The sequence below is a fragment of the Sulfitobacter dubius genome, from assembly GCF_900113435.1.
GTDB lineage: Bacteria > Pseudomonadota > Alphaproteobacteria > Rhodobacterales > Rhodobacteraceae > Sulfitobacter > Sulfitobacter dubius.
The window spans coordinates 168,985-195,567 of record NZ_FOPG01000002.1 but is presented as its reverse complement, the minus strand read 5'-3'; the positions used below and the strand labels follow the sequence as shown (position 1 = coordinate 195,567).

At 64.0% G+C, this 26,583-nt stretch carries 23 protein-coding genes; 10 read left to right on the top strand and 13 right to left on the bottom strand.

Translation table 11 applies throughout. The annotated features are described in order from the left end of the window. The first annotated feature begins 10 nt into the window (after nt 1-10). The 4 genes from recQ (at nt 11) to BM229_RS09660 (ending at nt 4,472) form a co-directional block, all read left to right on the top strand. Nucleotides 11-2,056, top strand: a complete 2,046-nt coding sequence (recQ, locus tag BM229_RS09675) for a DNA helicase RecQ (protein WP_093927452.1) — start codon at nt 11-13, stop codon at nt 2,054-2,056. Between the two features lie 29 nt (nt 2,057-2,085). Next, nucleotides 2,086-2,865 (top strand): peroxide stress protein YaaA, encoded by a 780-nt coding sequence (yaaA, locus tag BM229_RS09670; protein ID WP_093927451.1) that lies wholly within the window; start codon nt 2,086-2,088, stop codon nt 2,863-2,865. Nucleotides 2,866-2,955: 90 nt separating this feature from the next. Continuing rightward, nucleotides 2,956-3,606 (top strand): DUF1007 family protein, encoded by a 651-nt coding sequence (locus BM229_RS09665; RefSeq protein WP_093927450.1) that lies wholly within the window; start codon nt 2,956-2,958, stop codon nt 3,604-3,606. Next, entirely contained in the window at nt 3,591-4,472 is an 882-nt protein-coding gene (locus BM229_RS09660; protein WP_093927449.1) for a nickel/cobalt transporter, read from the top strand. Before BM229_RS09665 ends, BM229_RS09660 begins: the two co-directional genes overlap by 16 nt. Here the strand turns inward: BM229_RS09660 and BM229_RS09655 are convergent. From BM229_RS09655 to BM229_RS09640, 4 genes are read right to left on the bottom strand one after another with little or no spacing between them, the layout of a single operon-like run. Then, complete coding sequence (locus BM229_RS09655) at nt 4,469-6,511, bottom strand: hypothetical protein (protein ID WP_093927448.1); 2,043 nt, start codon at nt 6,509-6,511, stop codon at nt 4,469-4,471. The genes BM229_RS09660 and BM229_RS09655 overlap by 4 nt on opposite strands. Next, nucleotides 6,508-9,273: a DUF4159 domain-containing protein gene (locus BM229_RS09650; RefSeq protein WP_093927447.1), complete on the bottom strand. Its 2,766-nt coding sequence runs from the start codon at nt 9,271-9,273 to the stop codon at nt 6,508-6,510. The genes BM229_RS09655 and BM229_RS09650 overlap by 4 nt, the downstream gene beginning before the upstream one ends. Further along, nucleotides 9,270-10,157, bottom strand: a complete 888-nt coding sequence (locus BM229_RS09645) for a DUF58 domain-containing protein (protein WP_093927446.1) — start codon at nt 10,155-10,157, stop codon at nt 9,270-9,272. Before BM229_RS09645 ends, BM229_RS09650 begins: the two co-directional genes overlap by 4 nt. Next, nucleotides 10,154-11,161 carry an AAA family ATPase gene (locus BM229_RS09640; RefSeq protein WP_093927445.1) on the bottom strand — a complete coding sequence of 336 codons (1,008 nt, stop codon included), beginning with the start codon at nt 11,159-11,161 and terminating at the stop codon, nt 10,154-10,156. The genes BM229_RS09645 and BM229_RS09640 overlap by 4 nt, the downstream gene beginning before the upstream one ends. Before the next feature lie 70 nt (nt 11,162-11,231). Here BM229_RS09640 and BM229_RS09635 point away from each other — a divergent pair, with 70 nt between their 5' ends. Together BM229_RS09635 and BM229_RS09630 are read left to right on the top strand one after the other, a co-directional pair. Continuing rightward, a complete protein-coding gene (locus BM229_RS09635) occupies nt 11,232-11,807 on the top strand; it encodes a DUF1285 domain-containing protein (protein WP_093927444.1) in 576 nt (191 codons plus the stop codon). A gap of 18 nt (nt 11,808-11,825) precedes the next feature. Continuing rightward, nucleotides 11,826-12,590, top strand: coding sequence for a hydroxypyruvate isomerase family protein (locus BM229_RS09630; RefSeq protein WP_208604055.1), 765 nt, complete (start codon nt 11,826-11,828; stop codon nt 12,588-12,590). On the opposite strand, the gene BM229_RS09625 is transcribed toward BM229_RS09630, so the two are convergent. The 4 genes from BM229_RS09625 to BM229_RS09610 all read right to left on the bottom strand — a co-directional run bounded on the left by BM229_RS09625 (nt 12,579) and on the right by BM229_RS09610 (nt 16,778). Further along, the gene (locus BM229_RS09625) at nt 12,579-13,196 is read right to left on the bottom strand and encodes a glutathione S-transferase (protein ID WP_093927443.1); all 618 of its coding nucleotides are present in this window, start codon (nt 13,194-13,196) and stop codon (nt 12,579-12,581) included. The genes BM229_RS09630 and BM229_RS09625 overlap by 12 nt on opposite strands. 275 nt (nt 13,197-13,471) lie before the next feature. Continuing rightward, complete coding sequence (locus BM229_RS09620) at nt 13,472-13,678, bottom strand: YdeI/OmpD-associated family protein (RefSeq protein WP_093927442.1); 207 nt, start codon at nt 13,676-13,678, stop codon at nt 13,472-13,474. Next, entirely contained in the window at nt 13,678-16,476 is a 2,799-nt protein-coding gene (gene polA / locus BM229_RS09615; protein WP_208604054.1) for a DNA polymerase I, read from the bottom strand. Before polA ends, BM229_RS09620 begins: the two co-directional genes overlap by 1 nt. A gap of 122 nt (nt 16,477-16,598) precedes the next feature. After that, nucleotides 16,599-16,778, bottom strand: coding sequence for a zinc-finger domain-containing protein (locus BM229_RS09610; protein ID WP_067263007.1), 180 nt, complete (start codon nt 16,776-16,778; stop codon nt 16,599-16,601). Between the two features lie 168 nt (nt 16,779-16,946). Between BM229_RS09610 and gpmI the strand changes: the two genes are divergently transcribed. The 3 genes from gpmI to BM229_RS09595 are packed head-to-tail and all read left to right on the top strand — an operon-like array spanning nt 16,947 to nt 20,938. Then, nucleotides 16,947-18,464: a 2,3-bisphosphoglycerate-independent phosphoglycerate mutase gene (gene gpmI / locus BM229_RS09605; protein WP_093927441.1), complete on the top strand. Its 1,518-nt coding sequence runs from the start codon at nt 16,947-16,949 to the stop codon at nt 18,462-18,464. Beyond that, a complete protein-coding gene (locus tag BM229_RS09600; protein WP_093927440.1) occupies nt 18,461-19,597 on the top strand; it encodes a murein hydrolase activator EnvC family protein in 1,137 nt (378 codons plus the stop codon). The genes gpmI and BM229_RS09600 overlap by 4 nt, the downstream gene beginning before the upstream one ends. A gap of 3 nt (nt 19,598-19,600) precedes the next feature. After that, complete coding sequence (locus BM229_RS09595; protein ID WP_093927439.1) at nt 19,601-20,938, top strand: S41 family peptidase; 1,338 nt, start codon at nt 19,601-19,603, stop codon at nt 20,936-20,938. Nucleotides 20,939-20,991: 53 nt separating this feature from the next. Here the strand turns inward: BM229_RS09595 and blaOXA are convergent, their stop codons facing one another. From blaOXA to ilvD, 5 genes are all read right to left on the bottom strand, one after another. Beyond that, the gene (blaOXA, locus tag BM229_RS09590; RefSeq protein WP_093927438.1) at nt 20,992-21,780 is read right to left on the bottom strand and encodes a class D beta-lactamase; all 789 of its coding nucleotides are present in this window, start codon (nt 21,778-21,780) and stop codon (nt 20,992-20,994) included. 31 nt (nt 21,781-21,811) lie between these two features. Next, nucleotides 21,812-22,186, bottom strand: coding sequence for a hypothetical protein (locus tag BM229_RS09585; protein WP_093927437.1), 375 nt, complete (start codon nt 22,184-22,186; stop codon nt 21,812-21,814). 10 nt (nt 22,187-22,196) lie between these two features. Beyond that, nucleotides 22,197-22,970, bottom strand: coding sequence for a DUF6478 family protein (locus BM229_RS09580; RefSeq protein ID WP_093927436.1), 774 nt, complete (start codon nt 22,968-22,970; stop codon nt 22,197-22,199). 117 nt (nt 22,971-23,087) lie between these two features. Beyond that, nucleotides 23,088-23,684, bottom strand: a complete 597-nt coding sequence (locus BM229_RS09575) for a hypothetical protein (protein WP_093927435.1) — start codon at nt 23,682-23,684, stop codon at nt 23,088-23,090. Next, nucleotides 23,665-25,431 (bottom strand): dihydroxy-acid dehydratase, encoded by a 1,767-nt coding sequence (gene ilvD, locus BM229_RS09570; protein ID WP_093927434.1) that lies wholly within the window; start codon nt 25,429-25,431, stop codon nt 23,665-23,667. Before ilvD ends, BM229_RS09575 begins: the two co-directional genes overlap by 20 nt. 210 nt (nt 25,432-25,641) lie before the next feature. On the opposite strand from ilvD, the gene BM229_RS09565 reads away from it, so the two are divergent. Then, entirely contained in the window at nt 25,642-26,541 is a 900-nt protein-coding gene (locus BM229_RS09565; protein WP_093927433.1) for a CPBP family intramembrane glutamic endopeptidase, read from the top strand. Nucleotides 26,542-26,583: the final 42 nt, after the last annotated feature.

The window sequence follows — 26,583 nt, the reverse complement described above, 5'->3', positions numbered from 1 at the left end:
CAGGTTCCCCATGACAGGCGCTGCCACGCTTCTTCGTGATGTATTCGGTTTCGACGGGTTTCGCCCCGGCCAGCAAGAGATTGTTGAGGCGGTGACCGAGGGCGAGAACGTGCTCGCCATCATGCCCACGGGCGGCGGTAAATCTTTGTGTTTCCAACTGCCTGCGCTGATGCGCGAGGGGGTGACGGTGGTCATCTCCCCGCTGATCGCCCTGATGCGCGATCAGGTGCGCAGCCTGCAAGAAGCTGGCGTCGCGGCGGGCGCGCTGACCTCGGGCAACACGCCGGAAGAGACAGATGCGGTTTGGGAAGCGTTGGAGGCGGGCACGCTCAAACTGCTCTATATGGCACCGGAGCGGCTCGCCGCAGGCTCGGCCATGGGCATGTTGCGGCGCGTTGGCGTCAATCTCATCGCCGTGGACGAGGCGCATTGCGTCAGCCAATGGGGCCATGACTTTCGCCCCGATTACCTGCGCATCGGTGAATTGCGCCGCACGCTCGGCGTGCCGCTGGCGGCCTTCACCGCCACGGCGGACGCCGAAACGCAGGTTGAGATTGTCGAAAAGCTGTTCGACGGGACGCCCCCGCGCGCTTTCCTGCGCGGCTTTGATCGGCCCAACATCCACCTCGCCTTTGCCGCTAAAAACAAACCACGCGATCAGATCCTGAACTTCGCCGCCGCGCGCAAGGGGCAGTCGGGCATCGTCTATTGCGGCACGCGGGCCAAGACCGAAGGGCTTGCCAAGGCGCTGCGCGATCAGGGGCAAACGGCACTGCATTACCACGGCGGGATGGAGGCCGAAGACCGCCGCATCGCTGAGCGGCGCTTTCAGCAGGAAGACGGGCTGATCGTCTGCGCCACGGTGGCGTTTGGCATGGGGGTCGACAAGCCCGACATCCGCTGGGTCGCCCATGCGGATCTGCCCAAGTCGATTGAGGCCTATTATCAGGAGATTGGCCGCGCCGGGCGTGATGGTGCCCCGGCTGAAACCTTGACCCTCTTTGGCCCCGACGACATCCGCCTGCGCCGCAGCCAGATCGACGAGGGGCTCGCCCCACCCGAACGCCGCGCGGCGGATCATGGCCGGTTGAACGCGCTGCTCGGTTTGGCCGAAGCGCTGGAATGCCGCCGCCAGTCCTTGCTGGGCTATTTTGACGAGACCGAAATCACCTGCGGGCGCTGCGACCTCTGTGATACGCCCGCGGATGTGTTCGACGGCACCACGGCAGTGCGCAAAGCGCTCTCGGCCATGCTGCGCACCGACGAATGGTTTGGTGCGGGGCATCTGATCGACATCCTGCTCGGCAATGAGACTGACAAGGTCCGCCAACGCGGGCACCAATCTCTGCCGACCTACGGTGTAGGCGGCGAATACAGCCGTAATGAATGGCAGGCCGTGTTCCGGCAGATGATGGGCCATGACCTTGTCCGCCCCGATGCCGAACGCCACGGGGCCCTGCGCATGACCGATGCCGCCCTGCCGATCCTACGCGGTGAGGCGTCGATCAACCTGCGGCGGGACACGATCAAGGCGGCAGGGGCCAATCGCCGACCTGCCGTTAAAGCGATGGTCAGCGATGAAGACGCGCCCTTGCTGTCGGCGCTCAAGGCCAAGCGCCGCGCATTGGCCGAGGCGGCGCGCGTGCCTGCCTATATCATCTTCACCGACCGCACTCTGATCGAAATGGCCGAAGCGCGTCCGCAAAACCTAGATGCCATGGCCCGTATCGGCGGTGTGGGCGCGAAAAAGTTGGAAAACTACGGCGCCGCCTTCCTTGAGGTCATCAACGGCGAAGCGCAGCCGATGCATAAGGCCCGGCGTAAACTGGCGGGCCGCGATGCGGGCAATGTCTATGACCAGTTGTTGCAGGTGCAGGCCGATCTGGCGCGCGGCGAACAAGGCACCGAAAAGCCGCTGAGCTGTTCTGCCGCGATGCTGGCCAAAGTCGCACAACTGCGCAGCGCCGACAGTTCCGCGATTGAACGCTTGCTCGGCGACAAACGCGCCGAACGCTTTGGCCCCGCCTTTCTGGACGTTTTGCGCGACGCGGGCTAGATCACCCGAAACGCCCCAAGGAGACTGCCATGCTCGTCGTTATTTCCCCCGCCAAACGCCTTGATTGGGCCGAGCGCGATGTCGCCGTCACCCAGCCTGATTTTCAGGAAGACGCTGTGCGGCTCGCGACCACGGCGCGTAATCTCACCTTGGGCAACCTCAAAGACCTGATGGGGCTGAGCGACGATCTGGCGCGGCTCAACCGCGACCGGTTTCAGGCGTTTGAGGCCGAGCCCGCTGCCGACACCACCCGCCCCGCCGCGTTGGCCTTTGCAGGCGACACCTATCAGGGGCTGGAGGCCGCGAGCCTTGATGCCGACGAGATGACCTATGCCCAAGAGCACCTGCGCATCCTGTCGGGCCTTTACGGCGTGCTGCGCCCGCTCGACGCGATCCAAGCCTACCGGCTGGAGATGGGCAGCAAGCTCAAAACCCGCCGCGGTGGCAATCTTTATGACTACTGGCGCGACAGCCTGTCAAAGGCGCTGAACGCGCAGGCCGAGGCAACCGGCAGCGATGTTCTGGTGAACTGCGCCAGTCAAGAATACTTCGGCGCGGTAGAACTCAAAGCGTTGAAACTGCGAGTGATCACCCCGCAGTTCATGGAAGACAAGGGCGACGGTAAGGGGCCGAAGATCGTCAGCTTCTTTGCCAAGAAAGCGCGCGGCGCCATGGCGCGGTATATCGTGCAGCACCGGGTGAATGATCCCGAAGGTTTGCAGGATTTCGACAGCGGCGGCTATGCCTATCAGCCCGATGCCTCGACCCCCGAGCGTCCGGTCTTTGTTCGGCCCTATCCGTCGACCTGATCTGGGGGCGGGGGGCAATGCGCGCGATCCCGCCATATGCCACCCGCCGGGCAATTGCCGCGCATGGCGAAGGGGGGTAGACCTAGCGCCATGAAATACCCGCTTGTTACCGCCGCCCTTCTTGCCTGCGCCACACCGCTTGGCGCGCATCCGCATATCTTTGTCGATACGGGGCTTGAGGTGATTGTCGATGCCGAGGGGCGGTTGACCCATCTGCGGATCACATGGGCCTATGACGAATTCTATTCTCTGTTGGTGACCGAGGATCGCGGGCTCGACCCCGATTACGATGGCGTGTTGACCGAGCCAGAGGTGGCCTCACTCAACGGGTTCGACATGCAGTGGATCGAAGGGTTCAACGGCGATACGGTCTTGCTGAACGGCGGTGAAGAGATCGCGCTTTCCAGCTCGCAAGAGGTGGCGACGACCTTTTCCGAGGGCCGGATCATCACCAGCCATCTGCGGGCGGTCGAGGGCGATGCGCCTGACGCGAACGGGCTGGTCATCAAACCCTATGACCCGACCTATTACACCGCCTATGAGGTGACCCAGAAGGTGACCGTGCAAGGCGATGACGCCTGTCGCGCGCGGGTCAAAATGCCAGAGATGAACGCCGATCTGCGCGAACTTCAACAGGATCTGAGCGCCTTGGACGCGAATACCGATCCGAGCGATGTGGGCCTGCCGGAGATCGGTGAAGCCTTGGCCAATGAGGTGGTGATCACATGCGACGCATCATAGCGCTGGCGGCATTGGCGACCCTTCTGGCGCTGGCGGCGCTGTGGTGGACGGGCGGGTTCAACGCCCTTGCCCATTGGGCCGCAGGGCAGCAACGCGGGTTTCAAAACAGCATCGCCAGCGGGCTGCGCGCCACGCGGGGCGGCGATACGGCGGCGTTCTGGACGGTGCTGCTGGCGTCTTTTGCCTACGGCGTGGTGCATGCGGCAGGGCCGGGGCATGGCAAGATCGTGATTGGCGGCTATGGGCTGGCGCGCTCTGTGCCGATGCTGCGGCTGTCGCTGATCGCTCTGGCCGCCTCGCTGGGTCAAGCGGTGACGGCGGTGGTCTTGGTCTATGCGGGGATCCTGCTTTTGGGCCTTGGCCGCGAGGCGCTGGTGGGCGTGACCGAGGACATCATGGCTCCGGCAAGCTATGGCGCGATTGTCCTTATCGGGCTTTGGCTGATCTGGCGCGGGCTGCGTCATGCGCGGCAGGAGAAGGCGGCGCATAGCGAAGCGGTCTGCGGCCATTGCGGTCATGCCCATGGGCCAAGCTTGGCACAGGTCCAGCAGGCGGGCAGCCTGCGTGATGCGCTGCTTTTGATTGCCGGGATCGCCATTCGCCCCTGCACCGGGGCGCTTTTTGTGCTGGTTATCACTTGGCATATGGGCATCGGCGGTGTCGGTGTTTTGGGCGCTTTCGCCATGGCCCTTGGCACCGGATTGATCACCATCGCCACCGGTCTTGCCGCCACGGGGTTGCGGGCGGGGGTGCTTGGTGGGCTCGCCGGATCGCCGCGCTTGGCACAGGCCGCGGCGGTGGCAGAGCTAACGGCAGGGCTTATCGTCGTCACGCTCGCGGGCGGGCTGCTGCTTCGCGCGCTTTAACGGCGGCCTTCGCGCAGCCAAGCGGCAATGATGAACAGGGCCGAAAGCAACAACACCAACCACCCCGGCAACAGCGGCGTTTGCCGCACATCGCGGGTCTCATAAGCACCACGGGGGGTCAGCCCCAGCCAACCGCGTCCGGCAGCCGGACGGCCGAGGCGCACGTCGCGCAGGCGCGGCAGCCCATCCTCCACCCGCGCCACGCCACCACGCAGGCTGTCGATCGCCGGGCGCAGGGCTTCGTCACTGGCAATCGTCTCAATAAACTCGCGCGGGGCAGCAGGGCCGAGGCCGATGACAGTCACCTCCTCCCCGTTTTCCAATCGGTAGAGGCCCATTTCTTCGCCCGTGAATTCATCCACAAAACGGCCCGGACCAGCGGGGGAGAGGGGCACTTCGGTGGTGCTGCCATCGGGGGCGGTGATGGTGACGGGGGGCACGGTTTCATCCAAGGTGCGGCGGGTGATGCGCATGGTGCGGCCCTGGGCGGTGGCGGTCAGCGCCTCTTCCTCAAGCTCGGGTTCTTTCATCATCCAATGGGCCAGACGGCGCAGTAGTTCCAACTGCGGGCCGCCGCCCTCATAGCCCCGGTTCCACAGCCACGCATGATCTGAGGCTAGCAGTGCCACGCGGCCCTCGTCGACGCGGTCAAGCACCAGCAACGGGCGGTCGTCTGCGCCGCTCATCACCACATCGCCACGCTCAGCCGTCACGTCGATCTGGCGCAGCCAACGGCCCCAGTCGCCTTTGCCCGGCAGTTCGGATGTCACGGGATGGCGCTGACCGATGTCGGTCACGACGGGGGGGAAGGCTTCCTCCAGCACCCGCGCGGTGGGGGTGGCGGGCAGCACCGTGCCAAGCGGCGACCGGTAGAGGCTATCGGCACTGGCAAAATCCGGCCCCGCTGCGACCAGCACCGCGCCGCCCTTGCGCACATATTGCGCCACGTTATCGAGGTAGAGCGCAGGCAAGATGCCGCGCCGCTGATAGCGGTCAAAGATGATGAGGTCAAAGTCGTCGATCTTGTCCATGAACAATTCGCGCGTCGGAAAGGCGATCAGCGACAACTCGTTCACCGGCACGCCATCCTGTTTGTCGGGCGGGCGCAGAATCGTGAAATGCACCAGATCGACCGCGCTGTCGGACTTCAGCAGGTTGCGCCATGTGCGCCCCCCGGGATGCGGCTCGCCCGAGACCAGCAGCACGCGCAGCCTGTCGCGCACACCGTTCATCTGGATCAGCGCGGCGTTGTTGCGGTCGGTCAGTTCTCCATCGGCTTCAGGCAGGGAAAAGCGGATCACATTGCGCCCGCCGTGGGGCAGGGTGACGGGCAGGTCGATGTCTTGGCCTACAGGGACATTAAAGCTTAGCGGTTCCTCGCCGTCGACAGAGATATCAAGCTGGGTCAGCCCATCACTCTCGGGCGCAGCGCCCAGATCGTCGATGCGCAGGGTCAGGGTCACTGGCTCACCGATGATGGCAAAGGCCGGAGCGTTGCGGACGGTCAGGCGGCGGTCCCAATCCGCGGTCCGACCGGTTTGCAGCAGGTGCAGCGGCGCGGGCAGGTCAAGCGGCAGGTCCGCGTCATGCACCCGGCCATCGCTGACTGCCAAAATGCCCGCGATCCGCGAACGTGGCTCTTCGGCCAGTGCATCAGCCAAGGTGGTCATCAGCCGTGTGCCCGCGTCCTCTGCACCGTCGGGCACGGTGATCCGGCGCAGTTCAGTGTTGGGGCGTGCAGTGATGCGGGCGGCCATCGCCTCGGCGGCGGCATTGGTTTGATCGGCACGGTCGGAAAGCCGCTGGCTGGCGCTTTCGTCTTCGAGCAGCAGGACGATGTCGCTCAGCGGCGCGCGGTCTTCGGTCTGGTAGGAGGGGCCAGCGAGCGCCGCCAAAACCACCGCTGCCGCCAATCCGCGCAGCGCCCAGCCTGACAGCCCACGCCAAAGCGCCAGCAGAATGCCAAAGGCGGCCAGCACCCCCAGCCCAATCAGCAGTGGCACCGGGATCAGCGGGTCGAAAAGCACGGTTCCGGTCATTGGCCCAACCTATCGAGCAGCGCAGGCACATGGACCTGATCGGATTTGTAGTTGCCGGTCAGCACATGCATGACAAGGTTCACGCCAAAGCGGTAGGCCAGTTCGCGCTGCCGCTCTCCGGCATAGCCGCGCCCGATGGGCAGCAGCGGCGCGCCATCGCGGCGCACGGCCCAAGCGGCGGCCCAATCGTTGCCCCCGATCACCACCGGCGTCACCCCGTCATTAAGGTTGCGAAACGGCATTCCCTCGATCCGTTCGGCATCGGGCGGCGCGGCCTCCACCCAGACATCGCGGCTGGTGTAGCGGCCCGGGTAGTCCTGCAGCAGATAGAAGGTGCGGGTCAGCACATGGTCGCCGGGCAGCGGCTCAAGCGGTGGGATGTCGAGCGGGGCGGCCAATTCCTGCAGCTTGCGCCCGTTCGGGCTGGCGGCACCATAGCTTGCGATATCTGCGTCGCGGGTATCAAACAGGATCAACCCGCCCGAGCGGAGATAGTCATTCAGCTTGCCATAAGCCTCCGTTGAGGGCTGCGGTTGGTCAGGGGTGACGGGCCAATAAAGGATCGGGAAAAAGGCGAGTTCGTCTTGCTCCAAATCGACACCTGTAGGCAGGGCAGGCTCTACCGTGGTGCGAAAATAAAGCGTATCCGACAGGCCGGTCAGCCCGGCGCGGGCGACCTCGTCAACGTCGCTATTCCCGGTCAGCACATGGGCCAGCGTGACTTCGGAGGCGGAGCGCACGGCAAAGCTTTCGGGGTCAGTCTCCTGCGCGTCCCCCATCTGGGGCAGGCCCAGCCCCAAGATGAGCGCCAGCTTACCAGCCGAGCGGCGCAGCAGCAGCCCCGAAAGGGCGAGGGAGGCCAGCACATCGGCGACCAGCAACAGGATCGCGAGGCTCAGAAGCGCTGCGGCCAGCGGCTGTTCGGGCGGTAGCGCAAGACCACGCAGCGGCACATCCGATGGCCATGTGGCGGGGGTGAGCTTGGTCTCAGCAGTCAACACATTGCGCGCCAACCGACGCTCTTCAGACCCATAGATGCCGGGCGGCAGGGCGGGGTCCGCGGGGGCCGAGATCAGCTCTGGCCCCGCGACACCGGGCAGGTTGCCCGCCTCCGACAGGGTGCCGAAACCGTCCATCACCCGGAGCGGGGTCCATGTGGTGCCCTCAAGGCTACCGGCCTCGGGCGTGCTGGCGCCAGAGGACACAGCCAGCCGCTCCATCATCTGCACGAAAAGGCCCGACAGCGGCAGGGTCGACCATTCCGCCGTGGCGGTGACGTGGAAAAGTACGATCTGCCCCTGACCGACGGCCTTGCGCGTGACCAGCGGCGTGCCGTCACTCAGCGACGCAATCACCCGGTCGGCCAGTGTCGGGTCCGGTTGCGCCACGACCTGCGCGGAAACGGTCACGTCATCTGGCACCGGCAGGCCGAAGAAGGGAGAACCGTTGCGGAACGGGGCCAGCGCCTTCGGCTCGCCCCAAGACATTGCTCCGCCCACGCTGCGCCCCCCGGCACGCAGGCGCACGGGCATCAGCGGGTCTTCGTCGATGCGGCTGACGTCACTCGCCGCAATGCGCGGTCCGGCGAAGCGAATGAGCATACCGCCCGCGTCAATCCACTCTTGCAGCGGCTCTGCTTCGGCGGGGCTGAGGGTGGCCACATCGGCCAGCACGATCACATCGGGGTTGGCGGGCAGAACATCGGTCAGCGTGCCGTCGATCAGGTCTGCATTCGGAGCCAGCGCCTGTTCAATGTAATGCAGCGGAGAGAGCAGTTGCAGCCCCTCCTGCGCCCCGCGCCCGCTGATCAGCGCGACCTCACGGCGGCGCAGCCCGTCATCGACCAAGGTACGCGCCCCGGCAGAACGTTGTCCTGCGATGTCGAAGGAGGTCAGTCGCGCGCGCAGTTCGGCGGGCAGCGACAGGGAGGTGGTGGCCTCGGTCGCGCCCGCCTCGAAACTGGCATTGGCGGTGGCCAAAATGCGGGCATTGCCTGCGGGGTCGCGACCATGGGCCTGCACCACGGCCTCGCGCTCCGGGCCGGGAATGGCGCGGCGCAGGGTCAAGTCGATTGCGCCATCTTGGTAGACGGCGGGGGCGATGCCGATGACATTGCTCGCCGATTGATGCACCTCCACCGCGCCTTTGGATTGCAGCGCGGTGCGCAGGTCATCGCGGCCCGGATAGTCCAAGCCATCGCTGAACCACATCGTGTCAAAGCCGGGCAGGTCTGCCATGATTTCGGTTGCGCGGGCGATCTCAGCTGGGGAAGGCTGCCACGGCGCGGGGGAAAGCCCGGGAAGGCGGCTGCGCCACACATCAGCGGATTGGAAGGTTGGCACCTGCGGGTCGGTCAGTGTCAGGATGCCCACTGTCCGCTCGGCTCGTCCGGCGCGGGTCAGTTGCGCGTCTAAAGCTGTCAATTTGCGGTCCCAGCCGCTGGCTCCGGCCCATGAGCCATCAAGCACCATCAATAGGGGGCCGCTGCCCTGTTCCGCCTCGGCCTGCGGGTTCAGGACCGGCCCGGCAAGGCCAACAATGATCGCAGCCACGGCCAGCATCCGCAGTAGCAGCAGCCACCACGGGGTGCGGTCCGTCGTGCTTTCGTCATCCGCCAGACCCAAGAGCAGCGCCACACCGGGAAAGCGGCGGCGGATCGGGGCCGGGGGCACGGCACGCAGGATCAGCCACAGGATCGGCAGCGCCAGCAGGGCCAGCAGAAGCCAAGGCGCGGTGAAACCAATGCCGCCGAAAACGCTCATGCCGCACTCCCTTGTCGCGCGTCCAACGCGCCATAGAGCCACAGCAGCGCCGATTGCGCCGACGCATCCGTGTGGTGCAGCCCGTAGCGCCAGCCGGTGCGGACGCAGAGTTGTTGCAATTCATCTTTGCGCGCTGCGAGCCGGTCGAGATAGCGGTCGCGCAGGTCATTCGCCTTCAACGTCTCATGGCGCAGCGTGCCGCCGACGCTTTCGAAAATGGTACGGCCCGCAAAGGGGAAGGCTTCCTCTGCTGGGTCGAGCAGGTGGTAAAGCACGCCGCGCACGCCGCGGTCAGCGGCTTTGGTCAGCGCGGTGCGGACGGGGTCGAGGTCGCCCAAGAAATCCGAGATAAAGATCGCCCGCGCATGGGGGATCATGCCGCGGTGTTCGGGCGGGGCATATTCGCGGGTGTCTTCTTGGCAGAGCAATTCGGCCAGACGCAGGATCTGCGGGTTGCCGCGCCGGGGCGGCAGGGCGGCGCCGGTAAGGCCCACCCGTTCACCGCCGCGCAGCAGCAGGATCGACAGCGCGAGACCAAGCAAACGCGCGCGATCCGCCTTATCGGGCAGCCCTTTGTCAGAGGCAAAGCGCATCGACGCGCCCTGATCGACCCAAAGCATGACCGACTGCGCAATTTGCCATTCCCGCTCGCGCACGAACTCTTGATCGCCGCGCGCCGAGCGGCGGTGGTCGACCATCCGCCGGCTGTCCCCCATTTGCGCGGGGCGGTATTGCCAGAAATCATCCCCAGACCCTGCCCGACGGCGGCCATGGGCACCGGGCAGCACAGCACCTGCCAGTTGCTCGGCCCGCGCTAGCAGCGCTGGCAACCGGGCCGCCTCGCCCTCGGCGTTGGCCCTGAGGGTTAGGGGGGAATGGGTCACGCGGCGGCCTTTTTCCCGATCAATTGACCGGCGGTGGCGTCGATCAGCCCTTGCAGGCTTTCGCCGCGTGCGCGGGCGGCAAAGTTCAACGCCATCCGGTGGCTCAGCACCGGGCGGGCCATCGCCAGCACGTCTTCGGCAGAGGGGGCAAGCCGCCCCTCCAGCAGCGCACGGGCGCGGACCGTCAACATCAGCGCCTGCGCGGCACGGGGGCCGGGGCCCCAAGCAACACTCTCGCGCACGGGCTGGGTGGCCTCGGGTTCATGGGGGCGGAAGGCGCGGACAAGGTCAAGGATCAGCTCCACCACGCTGTCGCCTACGGGCATCCGGCGCAGCAGGTTTTGTGCGGCCAGCAGGTCTTCGGTAGTGAAGACAGGACGCACCGCGCCATCTTCGACGCCGGTTGTGGCGATCAGAATGTCCCGCTCCGTCGCGCGGTCGGGGTAGGCCACGTCGATCTGCACGAGGAAACGGTCAAGCTGTGCTTCGGGCAGCGGGTAGGTGCCTTCTTGCTCGATCGGGTTTTGCGTGGCGAGCACGTGGAAGGGCTGACCCAATGCGCGGTCTTGGCCCGCCACAGTCACCGTCTTTTCCTGCATCGCCTGCAAAAGTGCGGATTGCGTGCGCGGACTGGCGCGGTTGATCTCATCCGCCATCAGAAGCTGGCAAAAGATCGGCCCTTCGATAAAGCGAAAGGCGCGGCTGCCATCGGGCGCGGTATCAAGCACTTCGGAGCCCAGAATATCGGCGGGCATCAGATCGGGGGTGAATTGCACGCGGTTGCCGTGCAGGCCCATGACGGTGCTCAAGGTCTCGACCAGACGTGTCTTGCCCAAGCCCGGCAGGCCGATCAGCAGCCCGTGGCCACCGCAGAGCAGAGCCGTGAGGGCGAGGTCCACGACCTGCTCTTGCCCGACAAACCGCCCGGTGATCGACTGCTTGGCCTCGCCCAGTTTTTCGGTCAGCGCTTCGATTTGCGCGATCAGATCATCCGCTTCGGCCATGACATTTCTTTCCCCGGAGTTATATCTTTCAGGTGTAAGTGTATCGCGACCAAAGGGAATGGCAAAACCAATGAGCGGACAAAATACCGTGACACCCAGTGCAGATAGCCTGATCGAAGCCGCCAAGGCCGCAAAAACGCGCGGAACACCGCCACTTGAGAAGTGGAACCCGGAATTCTGCGGCGATCTGGACATGCAAATCAAACGCGATGGGACGTGGTTCTACCAAGGCACGCCGATTGGGCGGATCGAATTGGTCAAATTGTTCGCATCGATTCTCTGGCGCGAGGGGGATGACTATTTCCTCAAGTCCCCGGTCGAGAAGGTGGGCATCACGGTCGAAGATGCGCCCTTTGTCGCCGTGGATTTTGAGGCCGAAGGCGCGGGCGAGGCGCAGCAGTTGCGGTTTATCACCAATCTGGGCGACGTGGCCGAAGCGGGGCCGGAGCATCCGATCCGCGTCGTGCGCGATGAGGAAACGGGTGAGCCGTCGCCCTATGTGCTGGTGCGTCGAAACCTTGAGGCGCTGATTGACCGCAAAAGCTTTTACCGCTTGGTCGATCTGGGTGTGCACTGCGGCGGTTGGTTTGGTGTCTGGTCCGGCGGAGAATTCTTTGGCATCATTCCGTCGGAAGACCTGCCGTAAAGCCATCGAAAGCCCGAAATGCCGCTGATACCTGCCGCCAACCTGTCGCTGCTCTGGTCGGACCTGCCCTATCTGGATCGGTTCGACGCGGCGGCAGAGGCGGGGTTTGGCGCGGTCGAAGTGTTGTCTCCCTATGGCATCCCCGCGAAAGAGACGCAGCGCGCCTTGCTGCGCAACGGGTTAACCCTTGCCCTGATCAATGCCCCACCGCCGAATTATACCGGCGGTCAGCCCGGTTTCGCGGCCATTCCGGGCGGGGAGGCACGCTTTGCCCATGATATGCGCCGCGTCTGGCGCTATGTCGACGCGCTGCGGCCCAGAATGGTGCATGTCATGGCCGGAGAGACCGAGGGGGCAGCGGCGACAGAGACTTTTATGGCGAACCTCCGCTATGCCGCCGCCGAGGCGCCGCCGGGGGTCACGTTGATGATTGAGCCGCTCTGCCCGCAGGCCAAGCCGGGCTATTTCCTGAACGATTATGCTCAGGCGGCAGAGCTGCTCGTGGCAGTGGACGCGCCCAATGTGGCGCTGCAGTTCGACAGTTTTCACGCGCAGATGATCCACGGCGATGCTGTCGCGGTGTTTGAGGAATACCGCCGCCTTATCCGCCATGTGCAGCTAGGTGATGCGCCAGAGCGCGGGGCGCCGGGCAGTGGCGAAGTCGATTTCGACGGGCTCTTCGCCGCGCTTCGGGCGGGCTATGACGGTTTTGTCAGCGGGGAGTATGCGCCGGGCGTGGCGACAGAGAAGACGCTTGAATGGGTGGCCGCCTTAGGGGAATGACACCGGCGCATCGTCGGGCTGCCACTGGGGGTATTTGCTCATCACGCTTTCGAACCGGGGCGAGGCGAGGAACCGGTCGAGCCAGCCGCGCAGGGCGGGCCAATCCTGCGCGTCGAACCAGTCACGGTCGATGAAGGCGAACTGCCGCACGAAGGGCAGGATCGCGTAATCTGCCAGCGTGGGACGGTCGAAAATCCAATCGTCCAGTTGCGCGTCGAGGTCTTGGAGAAAGGCGGCGGCCTTGGCGCGTTGTTCTTCGGGGTCCACATTGGGATAGCGGGTGGCGTATTTGGTGCGGTCCAGCGCGTCTTTGAACGGGCCGTCGGCGCGGGCGATCCAATCGTGCCCCTCGGGCGGCATGTCGCACCAACCTTCGGGATCGTTCTGGGCCAGCGCCCATTTCATGATGTCGAGGCTTTCGTCGATAGGGCCCTCGTCCGTCACGAGGCAGGGTACGGTGGCGGTGGGCGAGGCGTCGAGGAAGGCGTGCGGTTTGTCCCGCAGGACGACTTCGCGCAGGTGAACGGGCGTTTGCGCGGCAGCAATGGCAAGGCGGGCGCGCATGGCATAGGGGCAGCGGCGGAAGGAGTAGAGGATTGGAGTCATGGTGTGTGAATAGCGGCAAAAGGTCCGAGATTCTATGCGCAGACGACGATCTATGCCATCCGGTCCGGAATCAAGCCGCAGGCGCCGGGCCAGCGCCTGCCCGCCCGTCACGCCAAAGGCGTGCCGCTATATGATGGGCGCACCTCAAGTGCGACCGGGTAGGCGATTTGGCGAGGCTTGGCGCAACTTAGCTAAGTCACATCATGGCTGAACTATAAAGAGGCATGAACGAGCGTTGGGATCGCCGACCCGCGGGCAGGCGATGGCCCTCTCTCTCACTGAAACGGTGTCGGCGGAAGCCCTTTACCGGCAAAGCGCGCCACGTCGTCCACCCGTTTCGACCGCGCCGTCGTGGTCCGCGCGCTGTCGATCCATGCCAGCGCATCGTCGCGCAGCTCATCGCTGTAGCCGTCCCAGCCCGCCCGTGCGCCGGTCTCCTCCAACGCTTGGGCGAGGTCTTCGGGGAGGTCTGTATGATCCATCAATGCGCCTCCGCCCAGTTGGCACCAACGCCGGCGTCGACGATCAGCTTCACATCCAGCTTGACCACCGGATCATTGGCGTTTTCCATCACTTCACGCGCGGCGGCGATCAGCGCGTCTTCGGCACCCTTTTCGACCTCGAACAGCAGTTCATCGTGCACCTGCAACAGCATCGTCGCGGGCAGATCGGCGATGGCCTCGGGCATCCGAACCATGGCGCGGCGGATCACGTCGGCGGCGGTGCCTTGGATCGGCGCGTTGATCGCGGCGCGGGCGGCGAAACCGGCTTGCGGCCCCTTGGCCCCGATGTTGGGCGTGTTGATCTTGCGGCCAAAGAGCGTCTGCACAAACCCGTGCTCTTTGGCGAAGGCTTTGGTGTCGTCCATATAGGTGCGGATGCCGGGGAAACGTTCGAAATAGCGGTCGATAAAGCCCTGCGCCTCGGCCCGCGGGATGCGCAGGTTGCGCGCGAGGCCGAACCCGGAGATGCCGTAGATCACGCCGAAGTTGATCGCCTTGGCGTTGCGGCGAATTTCCGGGGTCATCTGATCCATCGGCACGTCAAACATCTCGGACGCTGTCATGGCGTGGATGTCGTCGCCGCGTGCAAAGGCTTCTTTAAGCGCGTCGATCTGGGCGATATGCGCGAGGATGCGCAGCTCGATCTGGCTGTAGTCCAGTGCCACCAGCACCTTGCCCTCGGGGGCGACGAAAGCCTCGCGAATGCGGCGGCCTTCCTCGGAACGGATCGGGATGTTTTGCAGGTTCGGATCGGTCGAGGCCAGACGCCCCGTCGCCGCCCCGGCGATGGAATAGCAGGTGTGCACCCGACCCGTATCGGCGTTCACATGGTCTTGCAGCGCGTCGGTATAGGTCGATTTCAGCTTGGACAGCTGCCGCCAGTCCAGCACCCGGCGGGCGAGGTCATGTTCGGTCGCCAGATCCTCCAGCACATCCGCGCCGGTGGAATATTTGCCGGTCTTGCCCTTTTTGCCGCCCTCAAGGCCCATCTTGCCAAACAAGATTTCACCCAGCTGCGCGGGGGAGCCGACGTTGAACGTCTCTCCGGCCAGCTCGTGAATATCAGCCTCTAGGCCCGCCATTTTTTGGGCGAAAGCGTTGGACATGCGGCTGAGCGTATCGCGATCGACCAGTATCCCCGAACGTTCCATCTGCGCCAGCACTGACACCAACGGGCGCTCAAGCGTTTCATAGACTTTGGTCACTTCGGCGCGGTGCAGCTGCGGCTTGAAGAGTTTCCACAGGCGCAGGGTGACATCGGCATCCTCGGCGGCATAGGGCACCGCGTCTTCCATTGGCACCTTGTCGAAAGTCACGGCGGATTTGCCGCTGCCGAGTAGCGGTTTAATCGGCAAGGGCGTGTGGCCGAGGTAACGTTCCGAGAGCGTGTCCATCCCATGCCCGTGCAGGCCGGCGTGCATCGCGTAGGACATCAGCATCGTGTCGTCGATGGGCGCGACAGTGATGCCGAGTTGGGCAAAGATCTTGCCGTCGTACTTCATATTCTGCCCGATCTTGAGGATCGCAGGATCCTCCAGCATCGGAGTCAGCAGTTGCAGCGCTTCCTCAATCGGCATCTGGCCGGGTGCTAGGTCATCGGAGCCGAACAGATCATCGCTGCGGCTGGCCTTGTGGGTCAGCGGGATATAGCAGGCCTGCCCCGGCTCGACGGAGAGCGACACGCCGACCAATTCCGCCGTCATCTCATTCAGGCCCGTGGTTTCGGTGTCGACCGCGACATAGCCGACCTCATAAATCCGGTCGAGCCAGACGCGCAGCGCTTCGGCGTCGCTGACCTGATCATATTTGCTGTGATCGAAGGGCACATCCGCGACCTGCGGTGCGTCCGCCACGTCGGGCGCTGGCACGTCGGGGATGGCGGGGGCTTCACGGCCCAGCACTTCGGCTACACGCTTTGACAGTGTGCGGAACTCCATCTCGGACAGGAAGCCGAGCAATTGGTCGGCATCGGGGTCGCGCACTTCGAGGTCGTCGATGGTGAAGTCGAGGGGGGTGTTTTCGTCCAGCAGGACGAGGCTGCGGCTTAGGCGAATTTGCTCGGCATGGTCGATCAGGGTCTGGCGGCGTTTGGGCTGTTTGATCTCGCCCGCGCGTTCAAGCAGCGCATCCAGATCGCCGTATTCATTGATCAACAGCGCCGCCGTCTTGATCCCGATGCCGGGCGCGCCGGGGACGTTGTCGACCGAATCGCCCGCCAGCGCCTGCACATCCACCACGCGGTCAGGGTAGACACCGAACTTCTCAAACACCCCATCGCGGTCGATGGTCTTGTTCTTCATCGCGTCCAGCATTTCCACGCCGTCGCCGACAAGCTGCATCAGATCCTTGTCGGAGCTGATGATCGTGCAGCGCCCCCCGGCGGCGCGGGCCTGTACGGCGAGGGTGGCGATGATGTCATCAGCCTCATAGCCCTCAAGCTCTTTGCAGGCGATGTTGAACGCCTCGGTCGCGGTGCGGGTCAGCGGGATCTGCGGGCGCAGGTCTTCGGGCATGGCCTCGCGGTTGGCCTTGTACTGGTCGTACATGTCGTTGCGGAAAGTGTGGCTGCCCTTGTCGAAGATCACGGCGACATGCGTGGGCGCATTGGGGCCGGTGTTGCCCTCAACATAGCGGTGCAGCATGTTGCAAAAGCCTGCTACGGCGCCGATGGGCATGCCGTCGGATTTGCGCGTCAGCGGCGGCAGGGCGTGATAGGCGCGAAAGATGAAGGCAGAGCCGTCGATCAGATGCAGGTGGTGGCCTTTGCCGAATGTCATAGGAATGCTCCGCTGGGTTGGCGACCCTTTTGCCACGAAGCATGGCCCACGGCCAGACGCCAATGCGCCGCGCGGGCAGGTTCGTGCCGTCGGTTCAGATGTTCAGAGGGGGCCGGAAAGGCTCAGACTTTGCCTTCGAAATCCGCATGGACGAATTTACAGTCGCAATAGCCGCATTCGACCCAACCGCGGTCTTGTGGGATTTGCAGCCAGACGCGCGGGTGGCCAAGCGCGCCTTCGCTGCCGTCGCAGGCCACGCGCCAAGTGTTCACGATGCGGGTTTCGGGCGCTTGCAGGGTCATGGAGTTGGTCCTCGGCTCAGGCGAAAGTTGCCACTCGTTATGACCAAAGCAGGCGCGCGGGGCAAGGCCTCTGCGCGGGAATGGGAGGCTTGTGCACAAAGTGGTTCAAGTGCCAGCCCACAAGGGGTAAAAGGCGCTGAACAGCCACCAAGCCGGAGCAACAGTCTGATGAGCGCCCCCAAACCTGTCGTATTGTGCATCCTTGACGGTTGGGGCCTGAGCGAGCTGCCTGAGGGCAACGCGCCTCTGCTGGCGAAGACGCCGAATTTCGACCGGATTATGCAGACGGGACCAAAGGCGCAGCTCATCACCCATGGCCCTGACGTTGGCCTGCCGCGCGGGCAGATGGGCAATTCCGAGGTCGGCCACACCAATATCGGCGCGGGCCGGGTGGTGGCGATGGATCTGGGGCAGATTGATCTTGCCATCGAAGAGGGCAGCTTTGCCGAGAATGAGCGGCTGCGGGGTTTTATCGCTAAGCTGCAAGAGACGGGCGGCACGGCGCATCTAATGGGCGTCGTCTCGGACGGTGGGGTGCATGGGCATCTGAGCCATATGATCGCCGCCGCCCGCGCGCTGGATGCGGCGGGACTGCCGGTGGTGATCCATGCGGTGACCGATGGGCGCGACGTGGCGCCGTCCTCTGCCCTTGGCTATTTCGAGACGCTGGAGGCGGCGCTGCCCGAGGCCGTGAAGATCGTCACCGTGACCGGGCGCTATTTCGCGATGGACCGCGACACTCGTTGGGACCGGGTGGGCAAGGCTTCGGCGGCAATTCTGCGCGGCGACGGGCAGGCGTTTCCCGACGCCCGCGCAGCGGTGCAGGCCGCCTACGGGCGGGGCGAGACGGATGAGTTCTTTGCCGCTAGTGTGATCGACGGCTATGCGGGCGCGGCGACGGGCGACGGGCTCTTCTGCCTTAACTTCCGCGCCGACCGCGCGCGCGAAATCATGGCGGCCTTGGGCGATCCGGGGTTCGACGCCTATGACACCGGCCCGCGCCCCGATTGGGCGGCGCTAATGGGCATGGCGGAATACTCCAAAGACCACGCCGCCTATATGACCACGATGTATCCCAAGCCGGACATCAAAAACACGCTGGGGGATTGGGTGGCGCAGCAGGGGCTGCGGCAGTTCCGTTTGGCCGAAACCGAGAAATATCCGCATGTGACCTTTTTCCTCAATGGTGGCGTCGAAACTCCGGCCACGGGGGAGGACCGCAACATGCCCCAATCGCCCAATGTGGCGACCTATGACATGCAGCCCGAGATGTCCTGCGCCGAGGTGACGGATCAATTCGTGCAGGCGATCGAGGCGGGCTATGACCTTATCGTGGTGAACTACGCCAACCCTGATATGGTCGGCCACTCCGGCGATCTGGCGGCGGCCATCGCGGCATGTGAGGCAGTGGATGCAGGGCTGGGGCGCGTGCTGCCAGCGTTGGAGAAGGCGGGCGGCGCGATGATCGTCACGGCGGATCACGGCAATTGCGAGATGATGATCGACCCTGAGACCGGCGGCGCGCATACGGCGCATACCCTTAACCCCGTGCCGGTGGTGGCGGTGGGCGCGCCCGAAGGGGCCGCCCTGCGCGATGGGCGGTTGGCCGATTTGGCGCCCACGGTGCTTGATCTGATGGGCCTGCCGCAGCCCGAAGAAATGACCGGGAAAAGCCTGCTTTCATGAAACAGCTTGCCGCGGCTGTCCTATTTGCCTGTCTGCCCCTGATGGCACAGGCGCAGGCCGAAGAGGCCGCAGCAGAGGCGCGCGCGGCGGCGTCGGCGCTGGAGGCGGCGTCGACACGGCTCGATCAAGCCGATGGGGCGCGTGACCGGGTGCAGGCGCTGACCGAAACGATTCAAGCGTTTGAGGCGGGGCTCGCGGCAATGCGCGCGGGTCTGCGGCAGGCGGCGATCAACGAGGCACAGCTGAGCCGCAAGCTACAGGCGCGCGAGGGCGAGGTGGCGCAGTTCTTGGGCGTCTTGCAAAGCATCGGTGGTGATCCCTCGCCCGTGGTGCTGCTGCACCCCGATGGTCCGATGGGCACCGCCCGCGCGGGCATGTTGCTGGCTGAATTGACGCCCGCGCTCAACGCCCGCGCCGATGCGCTGCGGCAGGATTACGAAGACATCAAGACCCTGCGCGCGTTGCAAACCGATGCGGCGCAGCGCCTGCAAGAGGGGCTGACCGAGCTTCAGGCCGCGCGCACCGCGCTCAATCAGGCCATGGCCAACCGCACTGATCTGCCGATGCGCTTTACCGAAGACCCGGTGCGCACCGCGATCCTCATCGCCTCGACCGAGACACTGGATGGCTTTGCCAGCGGCCTGTCCGAGATCACGACCGGCGCGGTGGAGCCTGCGCCGGTGAACCTCGACGGGCAGGTGGGCGATCTGCCCTTGCCTGCGCTGGGGCTGGTGATCCGCAAAGCTGGAGAGACGGATTCGGCGGGGGTGACGCGGCCCGGCATGATCCTTGCCACCCGCCCCCGCGCCATTGTCACCAGCCCCTCGGCGGCGACGATCCGTTACGTGGGGCCGCTGCTTGATCTGGGCAATGTCGTGATCCTTGAGCCGCAGGTCGACACGCTGTTTGTGCTGGCGGGGCTGGATATCGTTTACGGCCAAGCCGGGCAGGTGATTGCCGGTGGCACACCCATTGGGTTGATGGGCGGGCCGGAAAGCGGCACAAGTTCTCAGATGTCACCAAATGGTGAAGGCACTGGCACTGACCGCACAGAAACGCTCTATATAGAAGTCAGGCAAGACAATACACCTCAGGACCCGGCAGATTGGTTCCGCACCGACAAGGATGGATAGCAGATGAAGAAATTCGTGATGGCAGCCGTTGCAGGCACGGTCGCGGGGGTGGTGGCAACCACTCAGATCGCCGGACCGCTGTTGGCGCAAGAGGCTGAGAAGACGACAAACGTCTATGAACAGCTCGACCTCTTTGGCGATATTTTCGAACGCATCCGTGCGCAATATGTCGAAGATGTCGAACCCGGTGACCTGATCGAAGCCGCGATTAACGGCATGTTGACCTCGCTTGATCCGCATTCGTCATACCTCTCGCCCAAGGACGCCGAGAAGATGCGCGAGCAGACGCGCGGCGAATTTGGCGGTCTGGGCATTGAGGTCACCCAAGAAGAAGGTTTCGTCAAAGTCGTCTCACCCATCGACGAAACACCTGCCGCCGAAGCAGGGATTGAGGCCGGTGATTTCATTACCCACGTTGATGGCGAAAGCCTGCTGGGCCTTGGCCTTGATGACGCGGTCGAGATAATGCGCGGGCCGGTTGGGTCTGAGATCATCATCACCGTGGTGCGCGAAGGCGAGCCGGAGCCCTTTGACGTGTCCATCGTGCGCGACACGATCCAACTGACCGCCGTGCGCGCCCGCACCGTGGGCCAAACTGCCGTGCTGCGTCTGACCACATTTAATGAGCAGACCTATCCCAAGATGAAAGAGGGGCTGGAAGAGCAGATCGAAGATGCGGGGGGCATTGAGAATATCAACGGCATCGTAATCGACATGCGCAACAACCCCGGCGGTTTGCTTAATCAGGCGATTGCCGTCTCGGATGCCTTCCTCGAAGAAGGGGAGATCGTCAGCACCCGTGGCCGCGACATCGAAGATGGCGACCGGGTGAATGCCACGCCGGGTGATCTCGCGATGGGCAAACCGATCGTTGTGCTGATCAACGGTGGCTCTGCCTCTGCCTCGGAAATCGTCGCGGGGGCCTTGCAGGACCACCGCCGCGCCATCGTCATCGGCACCAAGAGCTTTGGCAAAGGCTCGGTCCAGACCGTCATGCCGCTGCGCGGGGACGGGGCCATGCGCCTGACCACGGCGCGGTATTACACGCCATCGGGACGTTCGATCCAAGCGCTTGGCGTGTCACCTGACATCGTTGTGGCCCAGCCCCCAGCAGCACCGGAGACCGAGGAAGACGAGGCATTGTCCGCACGTCCCCTGCGCTCGGAAGCTGATCTGCGCGGGCGGTTGAACAATGACAGCCTGACCGACGATCAGATCAAACAGATCGAAGATGATCGGGAAAAGGCCCGCATCGCGGCCGAACTGCGCGAAGAGGATTACCAGTTGGCCTATGCCATCGACATCCTCAAGGGTCTGTCGGCTTTGGGTCCGAACGAGTAACGGGGCCTTTCCCGAAACGCGAAAAGCCCCGCTGGCAGCAGCGGGGCTTTTTGTTAGTCAAGCTGGCGTGGCCATTCGTTGAGAAACGCATCGCGGGTCAGATTGCCCGGAGACCCGTCTTGGCGTTGGGTTGCTTGGGTAAGGGTGACAAAGACCACCTGCCGATCCGCCTTTTCGGCCCAGCCCAGATACCACCCCCAACCGCGGGCATAGTCAAAGCTGCGGTCCGCACGTCGGGGGAAGGCCGCGCCAGTTTTGCCCTTGATCTGCCATCCGCCCACGTCTCGCCGTTCGACAATCGCGCGGGCCTTTTGCATGGCAGCAGGAGATACGGGCAGGGCGTCGCGCAGCAGCGCGCGTAGAAAGACCGCTTGCTGGCGTGAGGAAACCTGTAGCGAAGAGGCGATCCAAGCGCGGTCTAATCCGTTGTCTTGGCCCGCATCGCCACTGAAATCCGCGTTGCCATAGCCAAAGCGCCGCGCATAGTGTGCGAGTCTGTCAGGGCCTAACTCATGCGTCAGCCGGCGCGAGTACCACAGCACTGAATAGCGCAGCCAGTCGGTGGGAGACGTGTCCTGCCGCCACGGCGCACCGCCCCAGTCGGGATCGCCTGTTCGGTAGCTGAAAACCGGGGTTTCGGCGTCGATCAGAAGCCCCGTGTCATAGCCGATCACCGCCAGTGGCAGTTTGAAAGTCGATGCCGGAGTGACGGGACGGTCACAGTCGCCTTCTTCCAACAGGGTCGCGCCGGTGGGGGCGTCGATCAACAGCGTACACAGTGTCTCGGCTGAGGCGGGCAAGGCCATGGCGAAGGACAAAAGCAAAGAGCGGAATACGCGCATGGGGCAGCCTTTCGCCGGGTTTGATAGGGGGTTAATCCGTCTCGCGACAATGGCGACGAAATGCGCGTTTCAGCATGTCGAGTTCGGCGCGCAGCAGGTCCATCTCGGCGCGGATGTCATCACCAAGCGCTTCATCGGCGATCAGGGTTACATGCCCCAACGGCACGCCGCTGGTCTGTTCGGTGATAAGCAGGGTTTGCACCCCATCGGCGATCACCTCAGTCGGGATGGGGATTGAGAGGTGCCATTCACCCGCCGTCTCAGCAGCGGTCAACATGACCCCAGCGAGTTCAGAGCCTTGGTGTGTCACGTTAACCTGCGGTGCCTCCGTCCCGCCCTTGGCGGTCAACACGCCCTGCCAGACGCCTTGGCGCAGCACGGTTTTGGTCAGGTCAAATCGGCTCATCACGGGGGTCCTAGATTTGGGCGCGGGGGCGGCGGGAGAAGGTGAGGTCGCGCAGCACGACTTGGTTCATGTCCGGCCCCTCAAAAATGAGATCGATCCATGCCGCCTCGATCCGTTTTTCGTTGAGGTTGGTATAGGCGAGATCAAACTCGATGCTGATGCTTTCCATGTCTGCGGGCAGTTCGCGAACAATCTGTTCGGTATTTGGACCGTGGCGAATGTTGAGCCGAGCAAAGATCTCAAGCGGGTGTTCCAACTGCACGATCGCATCCATGCGGATCAGGTGGCGGCGCTTTAATCCGGAAGCGGCATCATCTGGCAGGTCAATCACCAGCGATAGGAAAGACCCGTCGAATTTGAACACGTCGAGTTGCAGGCCATAGGGGGCGAGGTCAGCTTCGCGCAGATTGCGCAATTGGCGCAGGGTCAGTTCCGATTGTGCACAGTCGTGGAAAAGGGTCACTTCCGCGCCCAGCATCGATTTGGTTTCAACGGCCGAGATGCCGGGCGTCGGCAACGGCCCGCGCCAAAGCTCAGGCCGCCACGCCCAATCGGCGTTATGCGGTTTGGGGAATCCGGTGGCACCAATGGCGGGCAGGGCCAGCCGTGCGTCGGCGCGGTGGATCAACTGATCGAGCTGGGCGCGCAGCAAGCGGGCGCGGCTGCGCTGGCGGCGTAGAGTGGCAAGGTCAACGGTGGCAGCTTTGCGCGCGGCGCGCGCCCAGCGTTGCAGCGCGCGGGCGTAAAACCTGCCCTCTAGATAACCGCTGCGAAAGTTGACCATGACTTGCGCCCCTTATTTCCCAGCAGCCTACGCAAGGCGAAGGTTTCGTTCAATTAAATAGCTTGCCGATTGTTTCCAGTGACGGGCAGTGTTGCCGATTTGGAAACAACGGGCCGGTCATGACCCGGCCCCAAGGCCTTCGCTTTTGGTTCGGCTTTGCTGGATCAGATCAGCCACCAATTCGCGCCCTTCTTCCGAAACTGCGCGGCTTTGTGGCGCACCATAAAGGGTGACGCTGGCGATATGGCCGCCGATCCGCGCCGTGCCGCGCCAGTGGCGGCCTGACATGCCTTCGGCGGGCACCGGCCCTTGGGCGACGAAAATTGTGGCCCCATCGGGGCTCCCGGTCTCTTGGACTTGTGTCAATCCGGCGGCTTTGGCCACCTGTTGCGGCGTCGGCAGCGGCGCGTCGGGTTCGGTTTCGATCAACGCAAGGGTCAGGATGCCCAGAGGTGCGGCGGTGACAACATCGGGCAGGCCAAGCGCATCGCAGCGGGCCATTAGGGCAAAGCGGCTTTTAAGGCTTTTGCGGTCGATGCAATAACCCTGCGGCGGGACGACTTGCACCGCCCCATCGGCAAGGATGGTTTGGCGCAGAGGTTCCTCTGCCGCCCCGGTACTGCCGCCAAGGGAGAAACCCTGACCGCCTTCGCAGGCGGACAGGGTAAGCAACGCAAGCGCCGCGAATGGGCTTTTAGAGGTCCATGTAATCATGGGTCTCGGCCTGAGCGCCCGGATGTGTCACAGCACCGAGGTAAGTGGGGCCAACGAGCTTGGCATATTTCCACAGCGCGCCGCTTTGGTAGTTCGTCTCACGGGGGCCAGCCCAATCTTTGCGACGCTCGGCCAGTTCATCATCGCTGAGATCAACACTGATGCTGCCAGTGATGGCATTGAGGGTGATCATGTCGCCGTTTTTCAGCAGGGCAATCGGCCCGCCGTGCGCGGCTTCGGGGCCAACGTGGCCCACGCAGAAACCACGTGTCGCACCCGAGAAGCGGCCATCGGTGATCAGAGCCACCTTCTTGCCCATGCCCTGACCCGAAAGTGCTGCCGTGGTCGCCAGCATTTCACGCATACCGGGGCCGCCTGCGGGGCCTTCGTTGCGGATGACGAAGACGTCGCCTTCGGAATAGGCGCGGTTTTGCACGGCTTCAAAGGCGTCTTGCTCGCATTCAAACACCAGCGCCGGGCCGGTGAAGACGATGTCTTCTTCCGACATGCCCGCGATTTTCACGATGGCGCCTTCGGGGGCGAGGTTGCCTTTCAGGCCCACGACACCGCCGGTCTTGCTGATCGGATTGGCGACCGAGTGGATCACCTTGCCGTCGGCTTCGCGGTCGATGCGGTCCAGTTCCTCACCGATGGAGCGGCCTGTGGCGGTCAGGCAGTCGGTGTGCAGCAGACCCGCTTTGCGCAGTTCCTTCATGACCACCGGCACTCCGCCCGCATCGTAGAGATCCTTGGCCACATAAGCGCCGCCCGGCTTCATATCGACGAAGTAAGGCGTGTCGCGGAAGATCTCGCAAACGTCTTCAAGGTAGAACTCGATTCCGGCTTCATGGGCCATGGCGGGCAGGTGCAGCCCCGCATTGGTGGAGCCACCGGTGCAGGCCACGATGCGCGCGGCATTCTCAAAGGCTTCGCGGGTGCAGATGTCACGCGCACGGATGTTCTTTTCGATCAGGTTCATCACCGCGGCACCCGAGGCCTCGGCATAGGCGTCGCGGCTCTCGTAGGGCGCTGGCATGCCCGAGGAGTTGGGCAGCGCAAGGCCGATGGCCTCTGACACGCAGGCCATTGTGTTGGCGGTGAACTGGCCCCCGCAAGCGCCAGCGGAGGGGCAAGCGACGCGCTCAAGCACATCCAATGCGGCCTGCGACATGGTGCCGTTTTGGAAGCGGCCCACGGCTTCGAACATGTCCTGCACGGTCAAATCACGGGTGGCGAAATCTTCTGGCACATCGGCCCCGGCAGGCGCTTTTCCCGGCAGGATCGACCCGCCATAGAGGAAGACCGACGGCACGTTCAGCCGCAGCATCGCCATCATCATCCCCGGCAGGGATTTGTCACAGCCCGCGAGACCCACGATCGCGTCATAGCAATGGCCGCGCATGGTCAGCTCAACCGTGTCGGCAATCGCTTCGCGCGAAGCCAACGAGGAGCGCATGCCCTCATGGCCCATCGCGATGCCATCGGTGACGGTGATCGTGGTAAATTCGCGTGGCGTGCCCTGTTCGGCATGCACACCCACTTTTACGGCCTGCGCCTGACGGTTCAACGCGATGTTACAGGGCGCTGCTTCGTTCCAGCAGGTGGCGACGCCCACCAGCGGCTGGTGAATTTCCTCTTCGGTCATGCCCATTGCGTAGTAATAGGACCGGTGCGGCGCGCGGGCCGGGCCTTCGGTCACATGGCGGCTGGGCAGCCGGGATTTGTCGAAGCGTGGGGTGGTGGACATCGGTGGGCTCCTTGAAACGTCTTGAATGGAATAGTCGGGCAGGGGCGGTGCTGCAAGGCTTTGGCGCATATGAGGCCGGGGAACTGTTGTATTGCAGCGTGTTAGGGCATAGGTTCTGACCTTCTGACGCGGCCGGTTGGAGCCGCCCGCAAGCGTGAAGGTCCGGCATATGCTCTGCAAGAACCACCCCCGATCTGACCTGCGCCGCTCATGACTTGGCGGCCCGATTACAGCGCCCATGCGGAATTTGTCGCGCCCGCGCGCCCGTCATCGGCGCTTTGGCGGTTTTTCTTGGGGTTGTTCGTGGCGGTGGTGGCCTATGTCACGCTGAACGAGTTTTACTTCCAGACGATCTATGCCTTCGCAGGAACATCGGCGGCATCGCTGCACGGCAACCTGCTGAAAGGCGCCACGCCGCAGGCGATGTATCTGCTGCTGTTCAGCTTCGGTACAATGGCGATGGCCGTTGGTGTGACGGTGCGGATCGTGCACCAGCGCAATGCGAGCAGCCTTTTGGGCGTGCCGGGGCGGCTTTGGCCCAGTTTTCGGGCGGTCTCTGTTGCGATGCTGACCCTTGGGGCTATGTTGCTGATCCTGCCGCCGTGGGACATGGGCGGCGATTTGACGCCGAACCTGCCCTTGAGCCGTTGGTTGCTGCTCTTGCCGCTGTCGCTGCTTGCCGTGCTGGTGCAGGTCAGCGCCGAAGAGATCGTCTTTCGCGGCTATGTGCAGCAGCAACTGGCGGCACGGTTCAACTCTCCGTTGATCTGGATGGTGCTGCCCTCGGCGCTTTTCGCTCTTGGTCACTACCTGCCTGCCGAGGCGGGGGAGAATGCGCTGATGGTGGCGCTTTGGGCTGGGGTGTTCGGGATTTTGATGGCAGACCTCACTGCGCGTTCCGGCTCGCTTGGGCCTGCCATTGCCGTGCATCTTTGGAACAATGTCTCAGCCATTTTGATTGTCTCTTTGCCGGATGATCTTTCCGGGCTGGCGTTGTACCTGACGCCCTTTTCGATGGATGATGCAGCGGCGATCCGCACATGGTTGCCGGTTGATTTTGCGCTTATGCTGGTCTCATGGCTGGCGGCGCGACTGGCAATACGCCGCTGATTGCAATTTCCCGGTGCGGGGATTATCTGGGACGGAACCACA

Excerpts from the sequence above, each read along its gene's own strand:
- recQ (WP_093927452.1), top strand. The coding sequence starts at position 11 with ATGACAGGCGCTGCCACGCTTCTTCGTGATGTATTCGGTTTCGACGGG.
- yaaA (WP_093927451.1), top strand. The coding sequence starts at position 2,086 with ATGCTCGTCGTTATTTCCCCCGCCAAACGCCTTGATTGGGCCGAGCGC.
- BM229_RS09665 (WP_093927450.1), top strand. The coding sequence starts at position 2,956 with ATGAAATACCCGCTTGTTACCGCCGCCCTTCTTGCCTGCGCCACACCG.
- BM229_RS09660 (WP_093927449.1), top strand. The coding sequence starts at position 3,591 with ATGCGACGCATCATAGCGCTGGCGGCATTGGCGACCCTTCTGGCGCTG.
- BM229_RS09655 (WP_093927448.1), bottom strand. The coding sequence starts at position 6,511 with ATGACCGGAACCGTGCTTTTCGACCCGCTGATCCCGGTGCCACTGCTG.
- BM229_RS09650 (WP_093927447.1), bottom strand. The coding sequence starts at position 9,273 with ATGAGCGTTTTCGGCGGCATTGGTTTCACCGCGCCTTGGCTTCTGCTG.
- BM229_RS09640 (WP_093927445.1), bottom strand. The coding sequence starts at position 11,161 with ATGGCCGAAGCGGATGATCTGATCGCGCAAATCGAAGCGCTGACCGAA.
- BM229_RS09635 (WP_093927444.1), top strand. The coding sequence starts at position 11,232 with ATGAGCGGACAAAATACCGTGACACCCAGTGCAGATAGCCTGATCGAA.
- BM229_RS09630 (WP_208604055.1), top strand. The coding sequence starts at position 11,826 with ATGCCGCTGATACCTGCCGCCAACCTGTCGCTGCTCTGGTCGGACCTG.
- BM229_RS09625 (WP_093927443.1), bottom strand. The coding sequence starts at position 13,196 with ATGACTCCAATCCTCTACTCCTTCCGCCGCTGCCCCTATGCCATGCGC.
- BM229_RS09620 (WP_093927442.1), bottom strand. The coding sequence starts at position 13,678 with ATGGATCATACAGACCTCCCCGAAGACCTCGCCCAAGCGTTGGAGGAG.
- polA (WP_208604054.1), bottom strand. The coding sequence starts at position 16,476 with ATGACATTCGGCAAAGGCCACCACCTGCATCTGATCGACGGCTCTGCC.
- BM229_RS09610 (WP_067263007.1), bottom strand. The coding sequence starts at position 16,778 with ATGACCCTGCAAGCGCCCGAAACCCGCATCGTGAACACTTGGCGCGTG.
- gpmI (WP_093927441.1), top strand. The coding sequence starts at position 16,947 with ATGAGCGCCCCCAAACCTGTCGTATTGTGCATCCTTGACGGTTGGGGC.
- BM229_RS09600 (WP_093927440.1), top strand. The coding sequence starts at position 18,461 with ATGAAACAGCTTGCCGCGGCTGTCCTATTTGCCTGTCTGCCCCTGATG.
- BM229_RS09595 (WP_093927439.1), top strand. The coding sequence starts at position 19,601 with ATGAAGAAATTCGTGATGGCAGCCGTTGCAGGCACGGTCGCGGGGGTG.
- blaOXA (WP_093927438.1), bottom strand. The coding sequence starts at position 21,780 with ATGCGCGTATTCCGCTCTTTGCTTTTGTCCTTCGCCATGGCCTTGCCC.
- BM229_RS09585 (WP_093927437.1), bottom strand. The coding sequence starts at position 22,186 with ATGAGCCGATTTGACCTGACCAAAACCGTGCTGCGCCAAGGCGTCTGG.
- BM229_RS09580 (WP_093927436.1), bottom strand. The coding sequence starts at position 22,970 with ATGGTCAACTTTCGCAGCGGTTATCTAGAGGGCAGGTTTTACGCCCGC.
- BM229_RS09575 (WP_093927435.1), bottom strand. The coding sequence starts at position 23,684 with ATGATTACATGGACCTCTAAAAGCCCATTCGCGGCGCTTGCGTTGCTT.
- ilvD (WP_093927434.1), bottom strand. The coding sequence starts at position 25,431 with ATGTCCACCACCCCACGCTTCGACAAATCCCGGCTGCCCAGCCGCCAT.
- BM229_RS09565 (WP_093927433.1), top strand. The coding sequence starts at position 25,642 with ATGACTTGGCGGCCCGATTACAGCGCCCATGCGGAATTTGTCGCGCCC.